Origin of the sequence: uncultured Oscillibacter sp., assembly GCF_950073225.1 — a bacterium.
Taxonomy (GTDB): domain Bacteria; phylum Bacillota; class Clostridia; order Oscillospirales; family Oscillospiraceae; genus Oscillibacter.
Genome location: NZ_CATMPS010000005.1, coordinates 79,100 through 96,572 on the forward strand (window position 1 = coordinate 79,100; position 17,473 = coordinate 96,572).

General features: G+C 63.4%; 16 protein-coding genes. 11 read left to right on the forward strand and 5 right to left on the reverse strand.

What is annotated here, in order from left to right:
• The first annotated feature begins 41 nt into the window (after positions 1 to 41).
• Together Q1M04_RS04735 and Q1M04_RS04740 are read left to right on the forward strand one after the other, a co-directional pair.
• Positions 42 to 1,952: an acyl-CoA dehydrogenase family protein gene (locus Q1M04_RS04735; RefSeq protein WP_297997306.1), complete on the forward strand. Its 1,911-nt coding sequence runs from the start codon at positions 42 to 44 to the stop codon at positions 1,950 to 1,952.
• A 32-nt stretch (positions 1,953 to 1,984) separates the two neighbouring features.
• Positions 1,985 to 3,202, forward strand: coding sequence for an FprA family A-type flavoprotein (locus tag Q1M04_RS04740; RefSeq protein ID WP_295758250.1), 1,218 nt, complete (start codon positions 1,985 to 1,987; stop codon positions 3,200 to 3,202).
• Between the two features lie 246 nt (positions 3,203 to 3,448).
• On the opposite strand, the gene Q1M04_RS04745 is transcribed toward Q1M04_RS04740, so the two are convergent.
• Genes Q1M04_RS04745 through Q1M04_RS04760 form a run of 4 tightly spaced genes read right to left on the reverse strand, consistent with a single transcriptional unit; the run spans position 3,449 to position 6,035 of the window.
• Positions 3,449 to 4,993: a DUF4153 domain-containing protein gene (locus Q1M04_RS04745; protein WP_297997305.1), complete on the reverse strand. Its 1,545-nt coding sequence runs from the start codon at positions 4,991 to 4,993 to the stop codon at positions 3,449 to 3,451.
• Between the two features lie 47 nt (positions 4,994 to 5,040).
• Positions 5,041 to 5,262: a helix-turn-helix transcriptional regulator gene (locus Q1M04_RS04750; protein WP_204789795.1), complete on the reverse strand. Its 222-nt coding sequence runs from the start codon at positions 5,260 to 5,262 to the stop codon at positions 5,041 to 5,043.
• A gap of 9 nt (positions 5,263 to 5,271) precedes the next feature.
• Complete coding sequence (locus Q1M04_RS04755) at positions 5,272 to 5,841, reverse strand: DUF2975 domain-containing protein (RefSeq protein ID WP_297997303.1); 570 nt, start codon at positions 5,839 to 5,841, stop codon at positions 5,272 to 5,274.
• 14 nt (positions 5,842 to 5,855) lie between these two features.
• Positions 5,856 to 6,035: a hypothetical protein gene (locus Q1M04_RS04760; RefSeq protein ID WP_293279634.1), complete on the reverse strand. Its 180-nt coding sequence runs from the start codon at positions 6,033 to 6,035 to the stop codon at positions 5,856 to 5,858.
• A 503-nt stretch (positions 6,036 to 6,538) separates the two neighbouring features.
• On the opposite strand from Q1M04_RS04760, the gene Q1M04_RS04765 reads away from it, so the two are divergent.
• From Q1M04_RS04765 to Q1M04_RS04790, 6 genes are all read left to right on the forward strand, one after another.
• Positions 6,539 to 6,979 (forward strand): MarR family winged helix-turn-helix transcriptional regulator, encoded by a 441-nt coding sequence (locus tag Q1M04_RS04765; RefSeq protein WP_297997301.1) that lies wholly within the window; start codon positions 6,539 to 6,541, stop codon positions 6,977 to 6,979.
• A complete protein-coding gene (locus Q1M04_RS04770) occupies positions 6,976 to 8,712 on the forward strand; it encodes an ABC transporter ATP-binding protein (protein ID WP_297997299.1) in 1,737 nt (578 codons plus the stop codon). The genes Q1M04_RS04765 and Q1M04_RS04770 overlap by 4 nt, the downstream gene beginning before the upstream one ends.
• Positions 8,705 to 10,582, forward strand: a complete 1,878-nt coding sequence (locus Q1M04_RS04775) for an ABC transporter ATP-binding protein (protein WP_297997297.1) — start codon at positions 8,705 to 8,707, stop codon at positions 10,580 to 10,582. The genes Q1M04_RS04770 and Q1M04_RS04775 overlap by 8 nt, the downstream gene beginning before the upstream one ends.
• 452 nt (positions 10,583 to 11,034) lie before the next feature.
• Positions 11,035 to 11,358 (forward strand): PadR family transcriptional regulator, encoded by a 324-nt coding sequence (locus Q1M04_RS04780; protein ID WP_293279628.1) that lies wholly within the window; start codon positions 11,035 to 11,037, stop codon positions 11,356 to 11,358.
• Positions 11,355 to 12,782, forward strand: a complete 1,428-nt coding sequence (locus Q1M04_RS04785; RefSeq protein WP_297997295.1) for a DUF2812 domain-containing protein — start codon at positions 11,355 to 11,357, stop codon at positions 12,780 to 12,782. Before Q1M04_RS04780 ends, Q1M04_RS04785 begins: the two co-directional genes overlap by 4 nt.
• Entirely contained in the window at positions 12,779 to 14,203 is a 1,425-nt protein-coding gene (locus Q1M04_RS04790) for a DUF2812 domain-containing protein (RefSeq protein ID WP_297997292.1), read from the forward strand. The genes Q1M04_RS04785 and Q1M04_RS04790 overlap by 4 nt, the downstream gene beginning before the upstream one ends.
• A gap of 42 nt (positions 14,204 to 14,245) precedes the next feature.
• On the opposite strand, the gene spo0A is transcribed toward Q1M04_RS04790, so the two are convergent.
• Complete coding sequence (spo0A, locus tag Q1M04_RS04795) at positions 14,246 to 15,013, reverse strand: sporulation transcription factor Spo0A (protein ID WP_293279623.1); 768 nt, start codon at positions 15,011 to 15,013, stop codon at positions 14,246 to 14,248.
• A gap of 322 nt (positions 15,014 to 15,335) precedes the next feature.
• On the opposite strand from spo0A, the gene Q1M04_RS04800 reads away from it, so the two are divergent.
• From Q1M04_RS04800 to rsmI, 3 genes are read left to right on the forward strand one after another with little or no spacing between them, the layout of a single operon-like run.
• Positions 15,336 to 15,905, forward strand: a complete 570-nt coding sequence (locus tag Q1M04_RS04800; RefSeq protein WP_297997289.1) for an NUDIX hydrolase — start codon at positions 15,336 to 15,338, stop codon at positions 15,903 to 15,905.
• Positions 15,905 to 16,636 carry a tRNA1(Val) (adenine(37)-N6)-methyltransferase gene (locus tag Q1M04_RS04805; protein ID WP_297997286.1) on the forward strand — a complete coding sequence of 244 codons (732 nt, stop codon included), beginning with the start codon at positions 15,905 to 15,907 and terminating at the stop codon, positions 16,634 to 16,636. The genes Q1M04_RS04800 and Q1M04_RS04805 overlap by 1 nt, the downstream gene beginning before the upstream one ends.
• Positions 16,633 to 17,469: a 16S rRNA (cytidine(1402)-2'-O)-methyltransferase gene (gene rsmI, locus Q1M04_RS04810; RefSeq protein ID WP_293279618.1), complete on the forward strand. Its 837-nt coding sequence runs from the start codon at positions 16,633 to 16,635 to the stop codon at positions 17,467 to 17,469. Before Q1M04_RS04805 ends, rsmI begins: the two co-directional genes overlap by 4 nt.
• Positions 17,470 to 17,473 lie beyond the last annotated feature (4 nt).

The window sequence follows — 17,473 nt, forward strand, 5'->3', positions numbered from 1 at the left end:
TATGCCACAACTGACCATTACGGGAAAAGGAGGCACCCAACATGCTGTATCAAACCACGCAGGCCCATGAGGACCTCCGGGCGAAAGTCCGGGAATTCGCGGAGGCCGAAATCAAACCCATCGCCTTTATGCTGGACAAGGAGAACCGCTTCCCCACAGAGGCGGTGAAAAAGATGGGAGAGCTGGGCCTGATGGGCCTGCCCTACGGCACGGAGTACGAGGGCGCGGGGTCCGACGCCCTGAGCTACGCCATCGCCGTGGAGGAGCTGGCCCGGGTAGACGGCGGCGCGGGAGTCATTCTCTCTGCCCACACCTCCCTGGGCACCTACCCCATTGCCGCCTTCGGCAATGAGGAGCAGAAGAAAAAATACCTTCCGGACCTGTGCGCGGGGCGGAAAATCGGCGCCTTCGGCCTGACGGAGCCCAACGCCGGGTCCGACGCCGGCGGCACCGAAACCACCGCCGAGGACATGGGGGACCACTACCTCCTAAACGGCGAGAAAATCTTCATCACCAACGGCGGAGAGGCCAGCACCTATGTTGTCTTCGCCGTCACCACCCCCGGCATCGGCACCCGGGGCATCAGCGCCTTTATCGTGGAAAAGGGCTGGGAGGGCTTCACCTTCGAGGAGCACTATGACAAAATGGGCATCCGCTCCTCCGCCACCTGCCAGCTGAATTTCAACAACGTCAAGGTCCCCAAGGAAAACCTCCTGGGCAAGGAGGGACAGGGCTTCAAGATCGCCATGTCCACCCTGGACGGCGGGCGCATCGGCATCGCGGCCCAGGCCCTGGGCATCGCCCAGGGGGCCTATGAGGCGGCGGTGGAGTATTCCAAGGACCGTATCCAGTTTGGAAAGCCCATCTGCCAGCAGCAGAATATCGCCTTCAAAATCGCCGACATGGCCACCAAGCTCCGCTGCGCCCGCTTCCTGGTCTACAGCGCCGCCGAGCTGAAGCAGGCCCATGTGCCCTACGGCATGGAGTCCGCCATGGCGAAGCAGTACGCCTCCGACATCGCCCTGGAGGTCACCAACGACGCCCTCCAGATCTTCGGCGGCTGCGGCTACCTCAAGGGCATGGAAGTGGAACGGTTCTACCGGGACGCCAAGATCACCACCATCTATGAGGGCACCAACGAAATCCAGCGGGTCGTCATCGCCTCCCACATTCTGGGCAAGGCCGCCAAGGAGGCCTCCTCCGCTCCCGCCCAGCAGCGCGGCCCGGAGACCGGCGCGCGGAAGCGCCAGATCTGGAAGGACGGCTCCGCCCAGGAGAAGGTGGAGGCCCTGGTTGCCAGCCTCAAGAAGGACGGGCACGACTTCACCGTGGGCATTCCTATGGACACCCCCATCACCCAGGCGGAGCGGGTGGTTTCCGCCGGGCAGGGCATCGGCGAGAAGAAAAACATGAAGCTCATCGAGGACCTGGCCAAAGCCGCCGGGGCCGCCGTGGGCTCCAGCCGCCCCGTGGCGGAGACGCTGAAATACGTGCCCCTGAACCGCTATGTGGGCATGTCCGGCCAGAAGTTCAAGGGGAACCTCTACATTGCCTGCGGCATCTCCGGCGCGATTCAGCACCTGAAGGGCATCAAGGACGCCTCCTGCATTGTGGCCATCAACAAAAACCCCAACGCGAAAATCTTTAAAAACTGCGACTACGGCATCGTGGGGGATGTCATGGAAATCCTGCCCCTGCTCACCGCCGCCCTGGACACCGGGGAGAAGCAGCCCGCGCCGCCCATGGTGAAGATGAAGCGGATGGTGCCCAAGAAGGTCACCCCGCCCCGGAAGCTCTATATCTGCAACGGCTGCGGCCACGAGTACGACGTGCTTGTCGGGGACCCCGAAAACGAGGTCAAGCCCGGCACCGCCTTCAAGGACCTGCCGGAAGGCTGGACCTGCCCCCACTGCGGCGAGGGCGTGGACGCGTTCATCGAGATCGAAGTTTAACGGCCCCGGACTTAAAATAAGGAGGCAGATCTATGTATAACTACCGTCAAGTCACCGACGATCTCTACTGGGTAGGCGCGGACGAGCACCGCCTGGCCCTCTTTGAAAATATCCATCCCCTGTACCATGGCGTCAGCTACAACGCCTACGTGCTCCTGGACGAGAAGACCGTCCTCTTCGACACCGCCGACTGGGCGGTGGGCCGCCAGTTCATCACCAACGTCAAGGCCGTCCTGGCGGGCCGTCCCCTGGACTATCTGGTCATCAACCACGTAGAGCCGGATCACGCCGCCTCCATTGAGGAAATCCTCCTCCGCTGGCCCAAGGTGAAAATCATCACCACCCCCAAGGCGGTGACGCTCCTCAATCAGTTCGGCTTCGCCCTGGACCCCAACCAGATCGACGAGGTAAAAGAGGGGGACAGCCGCTGCTTCGGCAAGCACACCATCGCCTTTGTCTACGCCCCCATGGTCCACTGGCCGGAGGCCATGGTCTCCTTCGACACCACCAACGGCGTCCTCTTCTCCGCCGACGCTTTCGGCTCCTTCCGCTCCCTGGACGGGAAGCTGTTCGCCGACGAGGTGGACTTCGACCGGGAGTGGATTGACGACGCCCGGCGCTACTACACCAACATCGTGGGCAAGTACGGCCCCCAGGTGGTGGCCCTTTTGAACAAGGCGGCGACCATCGTGGGACTGGACAACATCAAGATGCTCTGCCCCCTTCACGGCCCCATCTGGCGGAAGGACCTGGGCTATATCATCGACAAATACACCCACTGGGCCACCTACGAGCCGGAGGAAAAGGGCGTCATGATCGTCTACGCCTCCATGTACGGCAACACCGAGGCCGCCGCCGAGGTGCTGGCCGCCAAGCTGACGGCCCGGGGCGTGACGAACACCCGGCTTTACGATGTCTCCAGCACCCATGTGAGCTACCTGATTTCGGATCTATTCAAGTACAGCCATCTGGTGCTGGCTTCCGTCACCTATAATCTCGGCATCTTCCCGCCGATGCACAATTTCCTGATGGACATGAAGGCGCTGAACCTCCAGAAGCGCACGGTGGCCATCATGGGCAGCGGCTCCTGGGCTCCCCGGTCCGGGGCGCTGATGCGGGAGGAGATCGAGCAGCTCAAGCACATGGAGATTCTGGACGACGAGATGACCGTCACGTCCTCTCTCCAGCCCCAGAACGAGTCGGAGATCGACGCGCTGGCCGACGCCATCGCCGCTTCCGTACTCAAATAATTTGCTTCTCCGTCCGTTCCCGATGCGAAAGTCCGTGAGGATCTTCCAACACGCAGCGGGGGACAGTGAAGACAAGGGCCAGCCTCTCCACCAGGCTGGCCCTTGGTTTGTCTTGAGACAAACCAAGGGCCAACGATTTGGAGCAAGCTCCAAATCGGCCGCTGCGGCGGGTTTATTCAAAACGAGAGGGACCCCTGATGGGTCCCTCTCGTAGCTCTCCTCCTTTCCGATCAGACAAGCCCGCCGTCATGGCTGAAATCCTCCTGCCGCCAGGCAGGCCGACAGGGACCAGGTGCGCCAATCGCGGCACTGGGCCCATGCGGAAACCCGGCGGCTGTTTAGTTCCTCCGACAAGGTGGTCTTGTGATAATCCCAATTCCCGTCATAGTCGGAGACAAGGCGGCTTCCGTCCAGCCGCTCCAGCTGGGACAGCGTGTCAAAGGAAAGCCATGCCAAATAATTTATGCTCACTGTGGGACTCTCCCCCTTCAAATAGCGGTCCACTTGGTTTTTCGCCACCAGATAGTCCACCGGCACGCAGTTGATAACCAGCCACCCCGCCAGGGCCACGGGAAAGGCCCACTTGCAAAACCGAAAGTCCGGCCTCAGGGCCTTCCACAGCCCCGCCAGAAGAAACAGGGCCATCATAATCATGCCCCAATAGGTCATACAGCGCTTGAAGCTCAGGCCGTAAGCGGAGACGTACAGCGTCATCTTCCAGGCCGCCGAGGCCAGCAGGATCAAGCTCTCCCCCGCCAGCAGCCCGCACAGCTGCCGCAGGGCCCTCCAGGCCCGCCCCTCCCGCCGGGAGAGGCACAGGGACGCCAGCGTCAGGCTCAGGTTCAGCACCGTCACGCCCACCATCTGGAAAAAACCGCTCCGGGCCCACTCGGCATAGCTGACCCCCAGGCTCTCCACGTACTCCGGCCCGCCGAAAAGCCCGGCGGACTGCACCGCCAGGAAGGCCAGGTACAATCCATCCACCGCCGCCAGGGCCAGCACAAAACCCAGGGCGTCCACCCGGAGGCCCTTCTTCTCCTCCGCCGGGCACAGCCGTTTGGGATGGGCCATGGCGTAGAGCAGGCTGAAGACAAAAGGCGTGAACGCCAGGGCCCAGAACAGCCGCTGGAACAGGTCCCCGAAATGGAGCATCCGGAATTGAAAATTCCAGTTCAGCCGCTCCAGCGACGCGGCAAACAGGGCGTCCGCCGAGACCAGCACCGGGATCAGGAAGGACACCAGGGCCACCGCCCCGCAGAGCCCCAGGACGATGGTCAGCGTCCGGCCGTCCCGCTTTTCCGTCTTCCGTTCCGCGGGAACCGCCGCCGCGAAACAGGCCCACAAATTCCCGAACAGGCCCTGGAAAAACAGCCTGCACCGCTCCGGCGGCATCCTGGGGTCCCACCAGGGGCGGCTCCCCAGGCCGGACACGGCGTGAAGGGGGACCAGGGCCGCCAGCGCCAGGAAATTCCACCAGCGAAAAAGAGGGTTTGAGGTCAGGGCGAACGTGGACGCCAGGGCCAGATTCACCCCCAGCAGCACCCGGCTTTCCCGGCGGCGGAACAGCTCCTCCCGCCCCACGGCCAGCGCCAGCAGGAGATACCAGGCAAAGACCGTCACGGTATTCCCCATGCCCCAGGGCCAGTTCAGCGCGTCCGCCAGGAGAAGACAGAATCCCAGGGTCAGCAGAAGATTCCGCCGGTACCGGGCCATGGATTCCTCCGGCAATTTCCGTTTTTGGGCGCACACAAGGGACCCTTCCGACGGAAGGGCGTTTTTCAGCTCATCCATATGAAATTCTCCTATCCGCTTGTCCGCCTCAAGCGGACAGTTTTCCTTTATTCCGCGCCGCCGGTTTCATCCGGGACGTACTCCAAAATGTCCCCCGGCTGGCAGTCCAGGGCGGCGCAGACCGCCTCCAGGGTGGAGAAGCGGACCGCCTTGGCCTTGTTGTTTTTCAATACCGACAGGTTCGCAAGCGTAATGTCCACCTTCTCCGAGAGCTGGGAGAGGCTCATTTTCCGCCTGGCCATCATCACGTCCAGATTCACAACGATCATGGCCCCACCTCAAATCGTCAGGTCGTTCTCCGCCTTCAGCTCCGCCGCCTGGCGGAAGAGGGCAGACATGACCAGGCACAAAAGGCCTCCCATGGCGAACATGGGCACGAAGAGGGCGTTGTAGCTGGCCAGGGGAAGCGGCGAGCGATAGTAACACACGCTGAAAATCACCCGTGCCAAGGCCGCCCCGGCAATGAGGAAGCACGCCCACGCCGCCCGCCGAAGGCTGACGGCGTTCGACGCCGCGAAGGGCTCCCCCCGGAGGATGGTTTGCAGCACCCGCCGGGCCTGCCAGAGGATGACGGCGGTGCAGCAGCCGGAGAAGAGGAGGAACAGGGTCAGAACCTGCTCATAAGCAATATTTTCCCTCAAAATCATGTTGGGCCACATGAGGAGCATGACAACCAGAGGATTGACCGGGTCCTGCGGGTCATGCCATATGTCCAGGAGCTCAAACAGATTTCCCTTCATCGCCACGAAAGTGGGAACCAAAAACAAAGCGATCAAATTGCAGGCCAACGTAACCAACACCAGGACATAGAGCACCCTGGCGATTTTCCGCACCGGGATCTTCTCCATAGACGTCGCCCCTCTCAAAGCGGCCTTGTGATGAACTCCATCATCACCGCCATCCCCGCCGCCAAAAGCGCAAACGCCCCGGCGCCGGAGAAAATTTTCAGCTTATTCCTCTGCCGGAATCCGCTCACCGCCATCACGCCGCCCCAGATGGCCAGCGCCAGCGCGGCTGGAAGCAAAATCATCGTCAATCCCATGGCAAACCGCCTCCTTTTTCTGGTATCCTACCATGGACCCAGTTGATTGTCAATAAGAATTTATCGTTTTTCAATAAAAATAAATTGATAGACAGTAAAACAGCGGGGGAAGGAACCCCTTAGTGGGGCCTGCCCCCCCTGGTCAGGCCATTCCCCCGGAACCTCCACCTCTCAGGAAAACAGGAAAGCGGACCGTCCGAGAGGACGGCCCGCTTTCCTGTATGGTATAGAGAAAGGAGAGGGAAAATGGTGGGGTCAGCAAGCGTTTTCCGCTTGTTGGGTTTATCATAGCGGCAGGTCCCTCAATTGTCAACGGCTTTTCTTCAAGCTTCACACTTTGTTTACATCCGACAAATTTTGTTCCCTGATATTTACAAAACGTTCAAAAAATATCCAGATTTCACCCTTGACAGAGCCGTTAGGTTGTGCTAATATTTAGCACGCTAACATTTAGCGCACTAACGACCTTGTCCCTCCGGGGAGAAGAATGAGGAGCTGATTGCATGAACAACTGCGTCAGGGGCCTGGGCCCCGCCCTGGGCTGGGCGGCCAAGCTGTCCAAGGCCAATATGGACGCCCGGGTCTCCCGGTACGACGTAACCCCGGCCCAGACCCATGTACTCCTCTACCTCCAGCAGCACGGCGGGCGGGTCCCGCAGCACGAGCTGGCGGAGTTCCTCCGGGTGAAGCCCTCCACCGTCAACGGCGTGCTGGACCGGATGGAGGAAAAGGGCTTGGTCCGCCGCTCCGTCAGCGGCAGCGACGCCCGCCGCCGTTTCATCACCCTGACGGAGAAGGGCGCGGAGCAGCAGGCCCTCTTCCAGCAGAGCTTTCTCGATGTGGAAGCGGCCATGGTCCGGGGCTTTACCCAGGAGGAGCGGGAAACCCTGTGCGCCCTTTTGGACCGCGTGATTCAAAATCTCAAGGAGGAATCCGAGACATGACGAAACAACTCTGGCCCCACGCCCGGCCCTACGCCCCGTGGATTCTGGCGGGTGTGGCGTGCAGCGCCATGGAGGCCGTCTTCGAGCTGCTGATCCCCCTGGTGATGAGCGACATCGTGGACGTGGGCATCGCGAACGCCGACCAGTCCTACATTCTGCGCAAGGGCGGGCTGATGGTGGCCCTGGCGGTGGCCTCCCTGTGCTTCGGCCTGGGGGCGGCGGTGACATCCTCCGTGGCGGGCATGGGCTTTGGGGCGAACCTCCGCCGGGCGGAGTTCGACCACATCCAGACCTTCGCCTTTTCCAACATCGAGCGTTTTTCCACCGCCTCCCTGGTGACCCGGCTGACCAACGACGTGCACAACCTTCAGATGTCCCTGATGATGTCCATGCGCCTGATGGTCCGGGCCCCGGTAATGCTGGTGGCCGCCCTGTTCTTCTCCATCCGCATCAGCTACCGGCTCAGCAGCGTTTTCCTGGCGGCGCTGCCCCTGCTGGCGGTGGTGGTGGTCATCCTGCTGGCGGCGACAGGGCCCCTGTTCCGCTCCCTCCAGGAGAAGACCGACGCGCTGAACCTGGTGGTCCAGGAGAACCTGGCGGGCGTCCGGGTGGTAAAGTCCTTCGTCCGGGAGGACCGGGAGCGAGAGAAGTTCGCGGAGCGCAACGATGATTTGAAAAACACCTCCCTCCGGGCCTTCGGCCGGGTGGTCGTCAACATGCCCTTGATGATGCTGATCATCTACGGGACCATCATCGCCGTCATGTGGTTCGGCGGTCAGATGGTCTACGCCGGTTCCCTGGAGGCCGGGAAGCTCATCACCTACTTCACCTACATCACTCAGATCATGATGTCCCTCATGATGGTTTCCATGATCTTCATGATGCTGACCCGCACCGTGGCCTGCGCCAAGCGGGTGGCGGAGGTGCTGGGCGAGGTCCCCGCCATCTCCGGCGAGGGGGCCGATCCAAACGCCGATCCCGCCGACGGCTCCATTGATTTCGACCATGTGTATTTCAAATACAGCGCCGAGAGCTCCGAGTGGATTCTGGAGGACGTCAGCCTCCACATCCCCTCCGGGAAGACCGTGGGCATCCTGGGGGGCACCGGCAGCGGCAAGACCTCTCTGGTCTCCCTGATCCCCCGGCTCTACGAGGCGGACAAGGGCTCCGTGCGGGTTGGCGGGAGGCCCGTGGCCGCCTATACCATGGAGCGCCTCCGGGAGTCCGTCAGCATGGTGCTGCAAAAAAACACCCTGTTTACCGGCACCATCCGGGAAAACCTTCTCTGGGGCAGCCCCCAGGCCACGGAGGAAGAGCTTTGGGCCGCCTGCCGGGCCGCCTGTGCCGACGAGTTCCTGGAGCGGATGCCCGGCGGCCTGGACACGGACCTGGGCCAGGGGGGCGTGAACGTCTCCGGCGGGCAGAAGCAGCGGCTTTGCATCGCCCGGGCGATTTTGAAGAAGCCCAAGGTTTTGATCCTCGACGACTCCACCAGCGCCGTGGACACCGCCACGGACGCGAAGATCCGGGCGGCCTTCGCCCATGAGCTGAAGGACGCGACAAAACTCATCATTGCCCAGCGGGTGGCCTCTGTCCGGGAGGCGGACCTGATTCTGGTGATGGACGGCGGGCGCATCATCGCCCAGGGTACCCATGAGGAACTGATGGAGCGCTGCGGCATCTATCGGGAAGTCTATCAGTCCCAGCAGGAAGGAGGGAGCCTCGATGGCTAAGCACGGACCCGGCCCTCATGGCCCCGGCGGTCCCGGAGGCGGTTTCCGCAAGCCCAAGAACATCCGGAGCACCCTGGGGAAGCTCATGCGGTATCTCGGCCGCTATAAGCTCCACCTGGCCCTGGTAGCGGCGCTGCTGGTGGTGAGCTCCGCCTGCACCGTGGGCGGCTCCTATCTCATCCGCCCCCTCATCAACGACTATATTCTGCCCGGCGACTTTCCGGGCCTTGCCAGGATGCTGGCCATCATGGCCCTGGTGTATGTGCTGGGCGCGGTGTGCTCCTATGGTTACAGCCGCATCATGGTTCAGATTGCCCAAACCACCATGGCCAACATCCGGGCGGACCTGTTCAGCCGGATGCAGGATTTGCCCTTGAAATTTTTCGACACCCACACCCACGGCGAGCTGATGAGCCGCTACACCAACGACATCGAAACCGTTTCCGAGGCTCTGAACAACAGCTTTGGAAGTCTCATCTCCTGCACGCTGACCTTCACCGGCACCATCGTCATGATGCTGGTCTTGAGCCCCGCGCTGACCCTCGTCACCTTCGCCACCCTGGCGGTGATGCTGGGGGTGGTTAAGACCATCGGATCCCGCTCCCGCCGTTACTTTGGCGGCCAGCAGAAGGCCCTGGGGGAGGTCAACGGCTATATCGAGGAGATGATTGAGGGCCAAAAGGTCATCAAGGTCTTCAACCACGAGCCGGAGGCCCAGGCGGGCTTCCAGCGGCGCAACGAGGCCTACCGGGACGCGGCCACCCGGGCCCAGATCTTCTCCGGCATGATGATGCCCGCCATGGGGAACCTGAACTATATCAACTACGCCGTCACCTGCTGCGTGGGGGGCCTTCTGGCCATTCGGAACGGCGACCTGGGGGGCCTGGCGGCCTTCCTCCAGTATTCCCGCCAGGTGGGCCAGCCCATCACCCAGATATCCCAGCAGGTAAACACCATCCTCTCCGCCGTGGCCGGTGCGGAGCGCATCTTTGAAATTATGGAAACCCCCACCGAGACCGACGAGGGCAAGGTCCGCCTGGTCCGGGCGGCGGAGGACGAGGCCGGGACCCTTACCCGGGTTCACCGGGACACCAACGCCTGGGCCTGGCTGAAGCCCGACGGCGCCCTGGTCCCCCTTCGGGGAGACGTGCGGTTCGACCATGTGGTCTTCGGCTACGACGAGGGGAGGACCATCCTCCACGACGTGTCCCTTTTCGCCAAGCCGGGACAGAAGATTGCCTTCGTGGGCTCCACCGGCGCGGGAAAAACCACCATCACCAGCCTCATTAACCGCTTCTACGAAATCCAGGGCGGAACCATCACCTATGACGGCATCGACATCCGGGACATCGCCAAGGAATCCCTGCGGCGCTCCCTGGGCGTGGTGCTCCAGGACACCCATCTCTTCACCGGCACCGTGGCGGACAACATCCGCTATGGCCGTTTGGAGGCCACAGACCAGGAAGTGGAGGCCGCGGCAAAGCTGGCGGGGGCCGACGGCTTCATCCGCCATCTGCCCCAGGGCTACCGGACCGTGCTTTCCGGCGGCGGAAGCGGCCTCAGCCAGGGGGAGCGGCAGCTTTTGAACATCGCCCGGGCGGCCTGCGCCAATCCCCCGGTGCTGATTCTGGACGAGGCCACCAGCTCCATCGACACCCGGACGGAAAAACTGATTGAAAAGGGCATGGACCGCCTCATGGCGGGCCGGACGGTGTTTGTCATCGCCCACCGGCTTTCCACCGTCCGCAACGCCAGGGCCATCATGGTCCTGGAGCAGGGGGAGATCATCGAGCGGGGCGACCATGATGACCTCCTGGCCCAGAAGGGGCGGTACTACCAGCTCTATACGGGCCTGGCGGAGCTGGCGTAGGGCTTTGTGCCAAAAACGCCCTGGTTTTGGCATTGACAAAACCAGGGCGAATCCGTATAATGAGCATAGAAGGGCGCTGTTGCAAGACGGTTGGCCCTTACCAGGTAACATAGCAAAACTATGTTGACCGTTCGGGTGCCGTCCGGACGGTCAACACGCCTTTATGGTCAGTATGTAGGCCCAAAAGACCAGACACACCAGAAACCGGAGTACCGCGTACAGCCGTTTTCTTCCCAACAGCTTCACCCCCTTTCATAAGGGAGTGGCCAACCGCCTGTTATACAACAGCGTCCTTCTGTCACCATCCTACCATACCGTCCAGCGCCTGTCAATTTCCGCCGCCCGCTTGGGCGGCTTTTTGCCGCTCTTTTTCCCCGTGCCCCTTGACAATATCGATGTTCGATATTATACTGTACCTAGTAATAACGATATTCGATATTAGGAGGTGCGCCGTGGCGAGAGAGAAGTTTCAAACCCTGACGGAGCCGATGTTCTACATCCTCCTCACCCTCCGGGAGGAGTGCTGCGGCACGGACATCATGACCCGGGTGTCCGCCCTGACCCGCGGGCGGGTGGACCTGGGGCCCGGCACCCTGTACAACCTCCTGGACAGCTTCCAGCAGGCGGGGATGATCCGGGAAACCAGCGTGTCGGGCCGGAAGCGGAGCTACCTGATTACGGACAAGGGCCGGGAGACCCTGCGGGCGGAATACCTCCGCCTGCTGGCGCTGACCGAGGATTATAAGACCTGCGCGGGAGAGGAGGACCTGAAATGAAAAATGTGACCTATCGCTGGAACACGTTTCAGCTCTATGACTACCGGGGCGTGGAGGAACACCTCTCCGCCATGGCCGCCCAGGGCTGGCGGCTGGAGAAGGCGAGCGGCTCCCTCTGGAAGTACCGCCGGGCCGAGCCCGCGAGCCTTCGTTATGCCGTCACCTACAACGCCGGAGCCTCCCGGTTCGAGCCGGGCCCCACGGAGGGGGAGCAGTCCCTGGAGGAGCTCTGCGCCGCCGCCGGGTGGGAAAAGGTCTCCGACTGCTCCAAGATGCAGATTTATTCCACGGAGGACCCCGCCGCCGTCCCTCTGGAAACCGACGAGGCTCTGCGTCTGGAAAACATCCACCGCTGCATGCGGAAGAGCTTCCTCCCCGGCAACATTGCCGTCCTGCTTCTGATGCTCTTCATCGGCCGGGACTTCTTCCTGGCTCTGGTCACCTGGGACCTCTACGGCATGCTGAAAAACAACGCCTTGCTCACCGCCGGGGTCCTGTGCCTGGCGGAGGCGGCCCTCCAGCTCTGTCTTCTCGCCGGTTACTTCCTCTGGCGGCGGCGGTCCCGCCGCTCCGTGGAGGAGGGCGGAACCTGCCTCCCGGTGGGCTGCGGGAGCCGGTGGGCCAGCCTGGGCATGTGGGTCCTGCTGGTCCTGCTGGTGGCGGTGTTCCTGCTGTCGGAGCTGGACCGGGGGCACCGGGGCGCGGTGCTGTACTTCGCGGTGTACATGGCATTCTTCACCCTGATTAACATTCTGATGCGGGGGACCACGGCCCTGCTTCGAAAGAAGGGGGCTTCCAAGACCTCCAACATCGCCTGGACCCTGGCGGTGGATGTGGTCCTGTGCTTCACCCTCATCGGCGGGCTGATCTGGAGCCGCTATGAAACCGACTGGTTCTCCGACGAACGCCCCACGGGGGAGACTTACGAGTACCGGGACCAGAACTGGGACATCTCTCCCCGGCAGGACTTCCCTCTGACCCTGGCGGAGCTCACCGGAGAAGAGTACGGCCACGTCCGCCGGGAGGCGGAGGACCTGGGCTCCGTCTTCATCCCTCAGCGGGCCTACCGGGAGACAGCCCTCCTGGGAGACGGACCCAAGGTCTGCGGGCTGGGCTACACCCTCTGGGACCTCTCCTCCCCCGCCCTTCAGGACTCCCTGCTGGAGGACCTTCTGGAGGACGACCCCATTAAATTCCGGGGCATGCTCCTCACCACCCTGCGCTATGTCCCGGAAGACCCGGTCCCCTGGGGGGCGGAAGCGGCCTACCGGCGCTACTATGACGAGGACCCCGGAGACAGCTGGCTGCTGGTCTGGCCGGGCCGGGCAGCGTCGGTCAGCCCGGACGCGGAGCCGGCGGACGCCCAAAAGGCCCTGATTTCTACCCGGCTGGCCCCGGAGGACTGGAAGGAGGAGACCACATGAAGGATCTCAAATACCGCTGGAATACCCTCTGCCTCTACGACTACCGGGGCGTGGAGGCACACCTCTCCGCCATGGCCGCTCAGGGCTGGCGGCTGGAAAAGGCGGGGAACGCCCTCTGGAAATACCGCCGGGCCGAGCCCGCGAGCCTTCGCTACGCCGTCACCTACAACGCCGGGGCCTCCCAATTCAACCCCGGCCCCACGGAGGGGCAGGAATCCCTGGAGGAGCTGTGCAATGCCGCCGGGTGGACCAAGGTTTGCGATTGGTTCCAGATGCAGATCTTCTCCACAGAGGACACGGATGCGGTTCCCCTGGAGACGGACGAGGCCCTGCGGCTTGAGAACATCCACCGCTCCCTGGGAAAAAGCTTCCTGCTTACGAACCTCATCCTGCTGGCCCTGGGGCTGTTCATGTCCTTCTCCTTCCTGGGTACGCTGTTCGTCAAGCCCCTCCGCGTTCTGGAGCGCAGCGGCAGCCTCATCTCCGGGCCGCTGTTCGTCCTGATGGCCCTGCTGGAAATCTACACCCTCTGTCATTACTACGGCTGGCGGAGGCGCTCCCGGCGCTCCATCGAGGAGGGCGGGCCCTGCGCCCCCATCAGCACCAAGGCCTATCAGCGGATCAACCGCGCGGGACTGGTCCTGGTGGGGCTCTTTGTGGCGGTCTGGCTGGTGACGGAGCTCATCAGCGGCGGCAGGGGCTACGTGGTGTTCTTCACGGCGTATTTGGCCCTGTTCTCCTTGGTAGGGGCCCTAATCCGGGGAACCACGGCCTTTCTGCGGAGCCGGCGGGTCTCTAAGCGGTGGAACATCGCGGGCACCCTGGCAGTGGACGTGCTGCTGGTCTTCGCTATGATCGGCGGACTGGTCTGGGCCAGCATCCGCTTCGGCTGGCTCTCCGGCGGCAGCGGGGAGACCTACACCTACCAGCACATCAAATTCGACGTGCACCCCCGGGAGGATCTGCCCCTGACCCTCACGGATCTGACCGGAGAGACCTACCGCCACGACAGGCGGGAGCGGATGACCCAGGGCTCCTTCCTCCTGCCGGAACAGTCCTACCGGGAGTATGCCTTTCAGAACACCGGGGATGAGGACGAAACCACATGGCCCGGCTCCCTCCGTCTCAGCTATACCATCTACGAGCCCCGGACCCAATGGCTCCTGGAGGCGCTGATGGAAGACCTCCTGGCTGACGGCGACTCCCCCGGCATCCCCGAGTTTTCCAAGACCTACCGCCCGGAGGATCCGGCCCCCTGGGGGGCGGAGGCCGCCTACCGGCAGTACTACCGGCAGGACGGCAAGGCCACGGACAACTGGCTCTTATGCTTCCCGGGCCGGGTGGTGGGCCTTGACCTGGACTGGCCCCCCACGGAGGAGCAAAAGGCCCTCGTCTCCGCCCGCCTGGGCCCGGAGGCATAAAAAAGAGGAGAGGCGTTTTGCCTCTCCTCTCCTTGCGCAGTCTCAGCCCTGGTCCCGCAGCACCCAGCCGTCCCCGCTGAGCATCAGCCGGTCGGCGATCATGGCGATGAACTCCGAGTTTGTGGGCTTTCCCTTGGTGTTGGACACGGTGTAGCCGAAGTACTTTTGCAGCGTCTCCAGGTCTCCCCGGTCCCAGGCCACCTCGATGGCGTGGCGGATGGCCCGCTCCACCCGGGAGGGCGTGGTGCCGAAGCGCTTGGCCACCGCCGGATACAGCACCTTGGTCACCGCGTTGATGACCTCCATGTCGTTGACCGCGATGATGATGGCCTCCCGCAGGTACTGGTAGCCCTTGATATGTGCGGGGACGCCGATTTCGTGGATCACGTTGGTGACGGTGTTCCGCAAAGCGTGCACCCGGAGGTCCGGAGACGCGGGCCCCTCGAAAATGCCGTGCATCCGCTCCACCAGGGAGGCGGGCTCACAGGGCTTTGGCAGATAGTAGCACACGCCCAGCTTCTCCGCGTCCGCCAAGGTCTGATGCCCGCAGAAGGCGGAGACGATGATGGCCTTGGGGCAGCAATCCATCTCCTTCGCCGCTTTGAGAAGCCCCAGCCCGTCCAGCCCCGGCAGGGCCACATCCGTCAGCAGAAGGTCCGGCTTCCGCTCCTCAATCAGCCGCAGCGCTTCCACTCCGTTCCCGGTGGAAGCCGCCACGGTAAACTCACCGGCCTGCTCGATGGCCTCCTGCAGCATGGCGCGGAATTCCTCGCTGGCGTCCGCCAGAATTACAGTCCTTTGATGTTCCATGATGATTCCAAACCTTTCCTTCTTGATCGGCTGTCAGAGCGTCCTGACACTCTCAGCTCGTTTTCTTTAAAATAGCATAAATTTCCAGATTTTTCAAGACAGGATTACAAAAAAACAGAAGTTTTCTTCGACAATTTTTTTGTTTTCTGCGGCAAACCCCATATATTGTGCATTTTTTCCATTTTTCTGTAAGTTTCTACCAGGCCAGGACCGCTCCCTGGCGGGAAAACGCGGAACGGGGGCGGAATTTTACCGCTTTCCCTTTTGGGCAAACTGTGCTATCATAGAGGCTGTTACCAAATTCGGGCGAGGTGGGATTACTATGGACCTAGCTGCGCAGCTGCGGGCCTTTCGGCCCTGGAACGAACAGGAGGAGCGGGACCGGGAGGCGCTGCTGCGCCTGCTGGAAAACGGACAGGCTCCCTATGGCCGGGAGGACCTGGCCCACCTGACGGCCTCCGCCTGGGTGGTGAGCCCCGGGCGGGACCGGGTATTGCTGGCCTACCACAACCTCTATGACTCCTGGTCCTGGCTGGGGGGCCATGCCGACGGGGAGCGGGACTTGCTGTCCGCGGCCCTCCGGGAGGTCCGGGAGGAAAGCGGACTGGAGGAGGTCCGGCCCGTATCCCGGGACATTTATTCCGTGGAAATTTTGACGGTGGACGGCCACGAGAAGCGGGGGCGGTATGTCTCCTCTCACCTCCACCTGAACGTCACCTTTCTTCTGGAGGCGGACCCCGCCGCCCCGGTGCGCCGCAAGGCCGGCGAGAACAGCGCCGTGGCCTGGTTCGCCCTGGAGGAGGCCGTGGCCGCCTCCACGGAGCCTTGGTTTCAAACGCGCATTTACTCCAAGCTCAACGCCAGACTGGCGGGCTATCCGCCCGTCCGCTGATGGAGGGCCCGCGCTGGGAGGCCCTGCGCCCCGGCGGCCTCCGCTTTGTCTATGGAAACGGGCAGCATCCCCCGGGGCTGGACAGCTTCCTCCTGGCCTCCCTGCCGAAGCTGAAACCGGGATGGAAGGTCTGCGATCTGGGCTGCGGCACGGGGCTGCTGGGCCTCCTTCTGCTCCAGCGCCAGCGGGCGCTGGCGGTGACGGGCCTGGACATCCAGCCGGAGGCCGTCCGCCTGGGGAAGCTGGCGGCGGCGGAGAACCGGGTGGAAGACCGCCTGTTCTTCCGGCTGGAGGACCTGCGGGAAACCGCCCTGCCCGCCGGGAGCTTTGACCTGGCGGTCTGCAACCCGCCCTACTTCCCCCCCTCCGCCGGTCCCCTGCCCAAGGGGGAGGCCCGCCGGACCGCCCGGACGGAGGAAGCCTGCACCCTGGAGGACGTGTGCCGGGCCGCCGGGCGGCTGCTGCGCTGGGGCGGGGCCTTCTGCCTGGTCCACAAGCCGGAGCGGCTGACGGACCTGCTCTGCGCCCTGCGGGGAGAGGGGCTGGAGCCCAAGCGGCTGCGGCTGGTTTCCCTCCGGCCGGAGAGGGCCCCCTCCCTCCTGCTGCTGGAGGCCCGCCGGGGCGGAAAGCCGGGCCTGGCTGTGGAGGAGCCGCTGATTCTGGAGAACCCCGACGGCTCCCCCACGGCGGAGCTGAAACGCATTTACTTTCGAGAGGAGGCCCCGCTATGAGCGGAACGCTGTACCTGGTGGCCACGCCCATCGGCAACCTGGAAGACCTGTCCCCCAGGGCGGTGGAGACTCTGGCGGCGGTGGACTTCATCGCGGCGGAGGACACCCGGGTGTCGTTGAAGCTGCTGAACCACTTTGGAATCAAAAAGCCCCTGGCAAGCTATCACGAGCACAACGCCGCCGCCGCCGGCCAGGCGGTCCTGGGCCGCCTCCTGGCGGGGGAGAGCTGCGCCCTGGTCACCGACGCCGGGACCCCCGCCATCTCGGACCCGGGGGAGGCCCTGGTCCGCCTCTGCGGAGAGCACGGCGTGACGGTGACGTCCATCCCCGGCTGCTGCGCTGCGGTGAACGCCCTGGCGGTCAGCGGCCTGCCCACGGGGCGCTTTACCTTCGAGGGCTTTTTGTCCGTCAACAAGCGCAGCCGCCGGGAGCACCTGGAGAGCCTGAAAAACGAAACCCGGACCATGATCTTCCACGAGGCCCCCCACAAGCTCCGCCCCACGCTGGCAGACTTCTGCGAGGCCTTCGGCCCGGAGCGCCGGATCGCCCTCTGCCGGGAGCTGACCAAGCTCCATGAGGAGGTCCGCCGCTGCACCCTGGGGGAGGCGGCGGAGTACTACCGGGACCACGACCCCCGGGGAGAATACGTCCTGGTGGTGGCCGGAGCGGAGCGGTCAAAGGCCGCCGTCCTCACCCTGGAGGAGGGCGCGGCCCAGGTGCTGGCCCTGGTGGACGCCGGGCAGCGTCTGAAGGACGCCGCCAGGGAGGTGGCGGAGCACACGGGCCTCAGCAAAAACGACCTCTACGCCGCCGCCCTGGAGGCGCGAAAATAAAAGC

What these genes read in the sequence shown, in the direction of transcription:
- Q1M04_RS04735 (WP_297997306.1), top strand. Translation starts at nt 42, where the DNA reads ATGCTGTATCAAACCACGCAGGCCCATGAGGACCTCCGGGCGAAAGTC.
- Q1M04_RS04740 (WP_295758250.1), top strand. Translation starts at nt 1,985, where the DNA reads ATGTATAACTACCGTCAAGTCACCGACGATCTCTACTGGGTAGGCGCG.
- Q1M04_RS04745 (WP_297997305.1), bottom strand. Translation starts at nt 4,993, where the DNA reads ATGGATGAGCTGAAAAACGCCCTTCCGTCGGAAGGGTCCCTTGTGTGC.
- Q1M04_RS04750 (WP_204789795.1), bottom strand. Translation starts at nt 5,262, where the DNA reads ATGATCGTTGTGAATCTGGACGTGATGATGGCCAGGCGGAAAATGAGC.
- Q1M04_RS04755 (WP_297997303.1), bottom strand. Translation starts at nt 5,841, where the DNA reads ATGGAGAAGATCCCGGTGCGGAAAATCGCCAGGGTGCTCTATGTCCTG.
- Q1M04_RS04760 (WP_293279634.1), bottom strand. Translation starts at nt 6,035, where the DNA reads ATGGGATTGACGATGATTTTGCTTCCAGCCGCGCTGGCGCTGGCCATC.
- Q1M04_RS04765 (WP_297997301.1), top strand. Translation starts at nt 6,539, where the DNA reads ATGAACAACTGCGTCAGGGGCCTGGGCCCCGCCCTGGGCTGGGCGGCC.
- Q1M04_RS04770 (WP_297997299.1), top strand. Translation starts at nt 6,976, where the DNA reads ATGACGAAACAACTCTGGCCCCACGCCCGGCCCTACGCCCCGTGGATT.
- Q1M04_RS04775 (WP_297997297.1), top strand. Translation starts at nt 8,705, where the DNA reads ATGGCTAAGCACGGACCCGGCCCTCATGGCCCCGGCGGTCCCGGAGGC.
- Q1M04_RS04785 (WP_297997295.1), top strand. Translation starts at nt 11,355, where the DNA reads ATGAAAAATGTGACCTATCGCTGGAACACGTTTCAGCTCTATGACTAC.
- Q1M04_RS04790 (WP_297997292.1), top strand. Translation starts at nt 12,779, where the DNA reads ATGAAGGATCTCAAATACCGCTGGAATACCCTCTGCCTCTACGACTAC.
- spo0A (WP_293279623.1), bottom strand. Translation starts at nt 15,013, where the DNA reads ATGGAACATCAAAGGACTGTAATTCTGGCGGACGCCAGCGAGGAATTC.
- Q1M04_RS04800 (WP_297997289.1), top strand. Translation starts at nt 15,336, where the DNA reads ATGGACCTAGCTGCGCAGCTGCGGGCCTTTCGGCCCTGGAACGAACAG.
- Q1M04_RS04805 (WP_297997286.1), top strand. Translation starts at nt 15,905, where the DNA reads ATGGAGGGCCCGCGCTGGGAGGCCCTGCGCCCCGGCGGCCTCCGCTTT.
- rsmI (WP_293279618.1), top strand. Translation starts at nt 16,633, where the DNA reads ATGAGCGGAACGCTGTACCTGGTGGCCACGCCCATCGGCAACCTGGAA.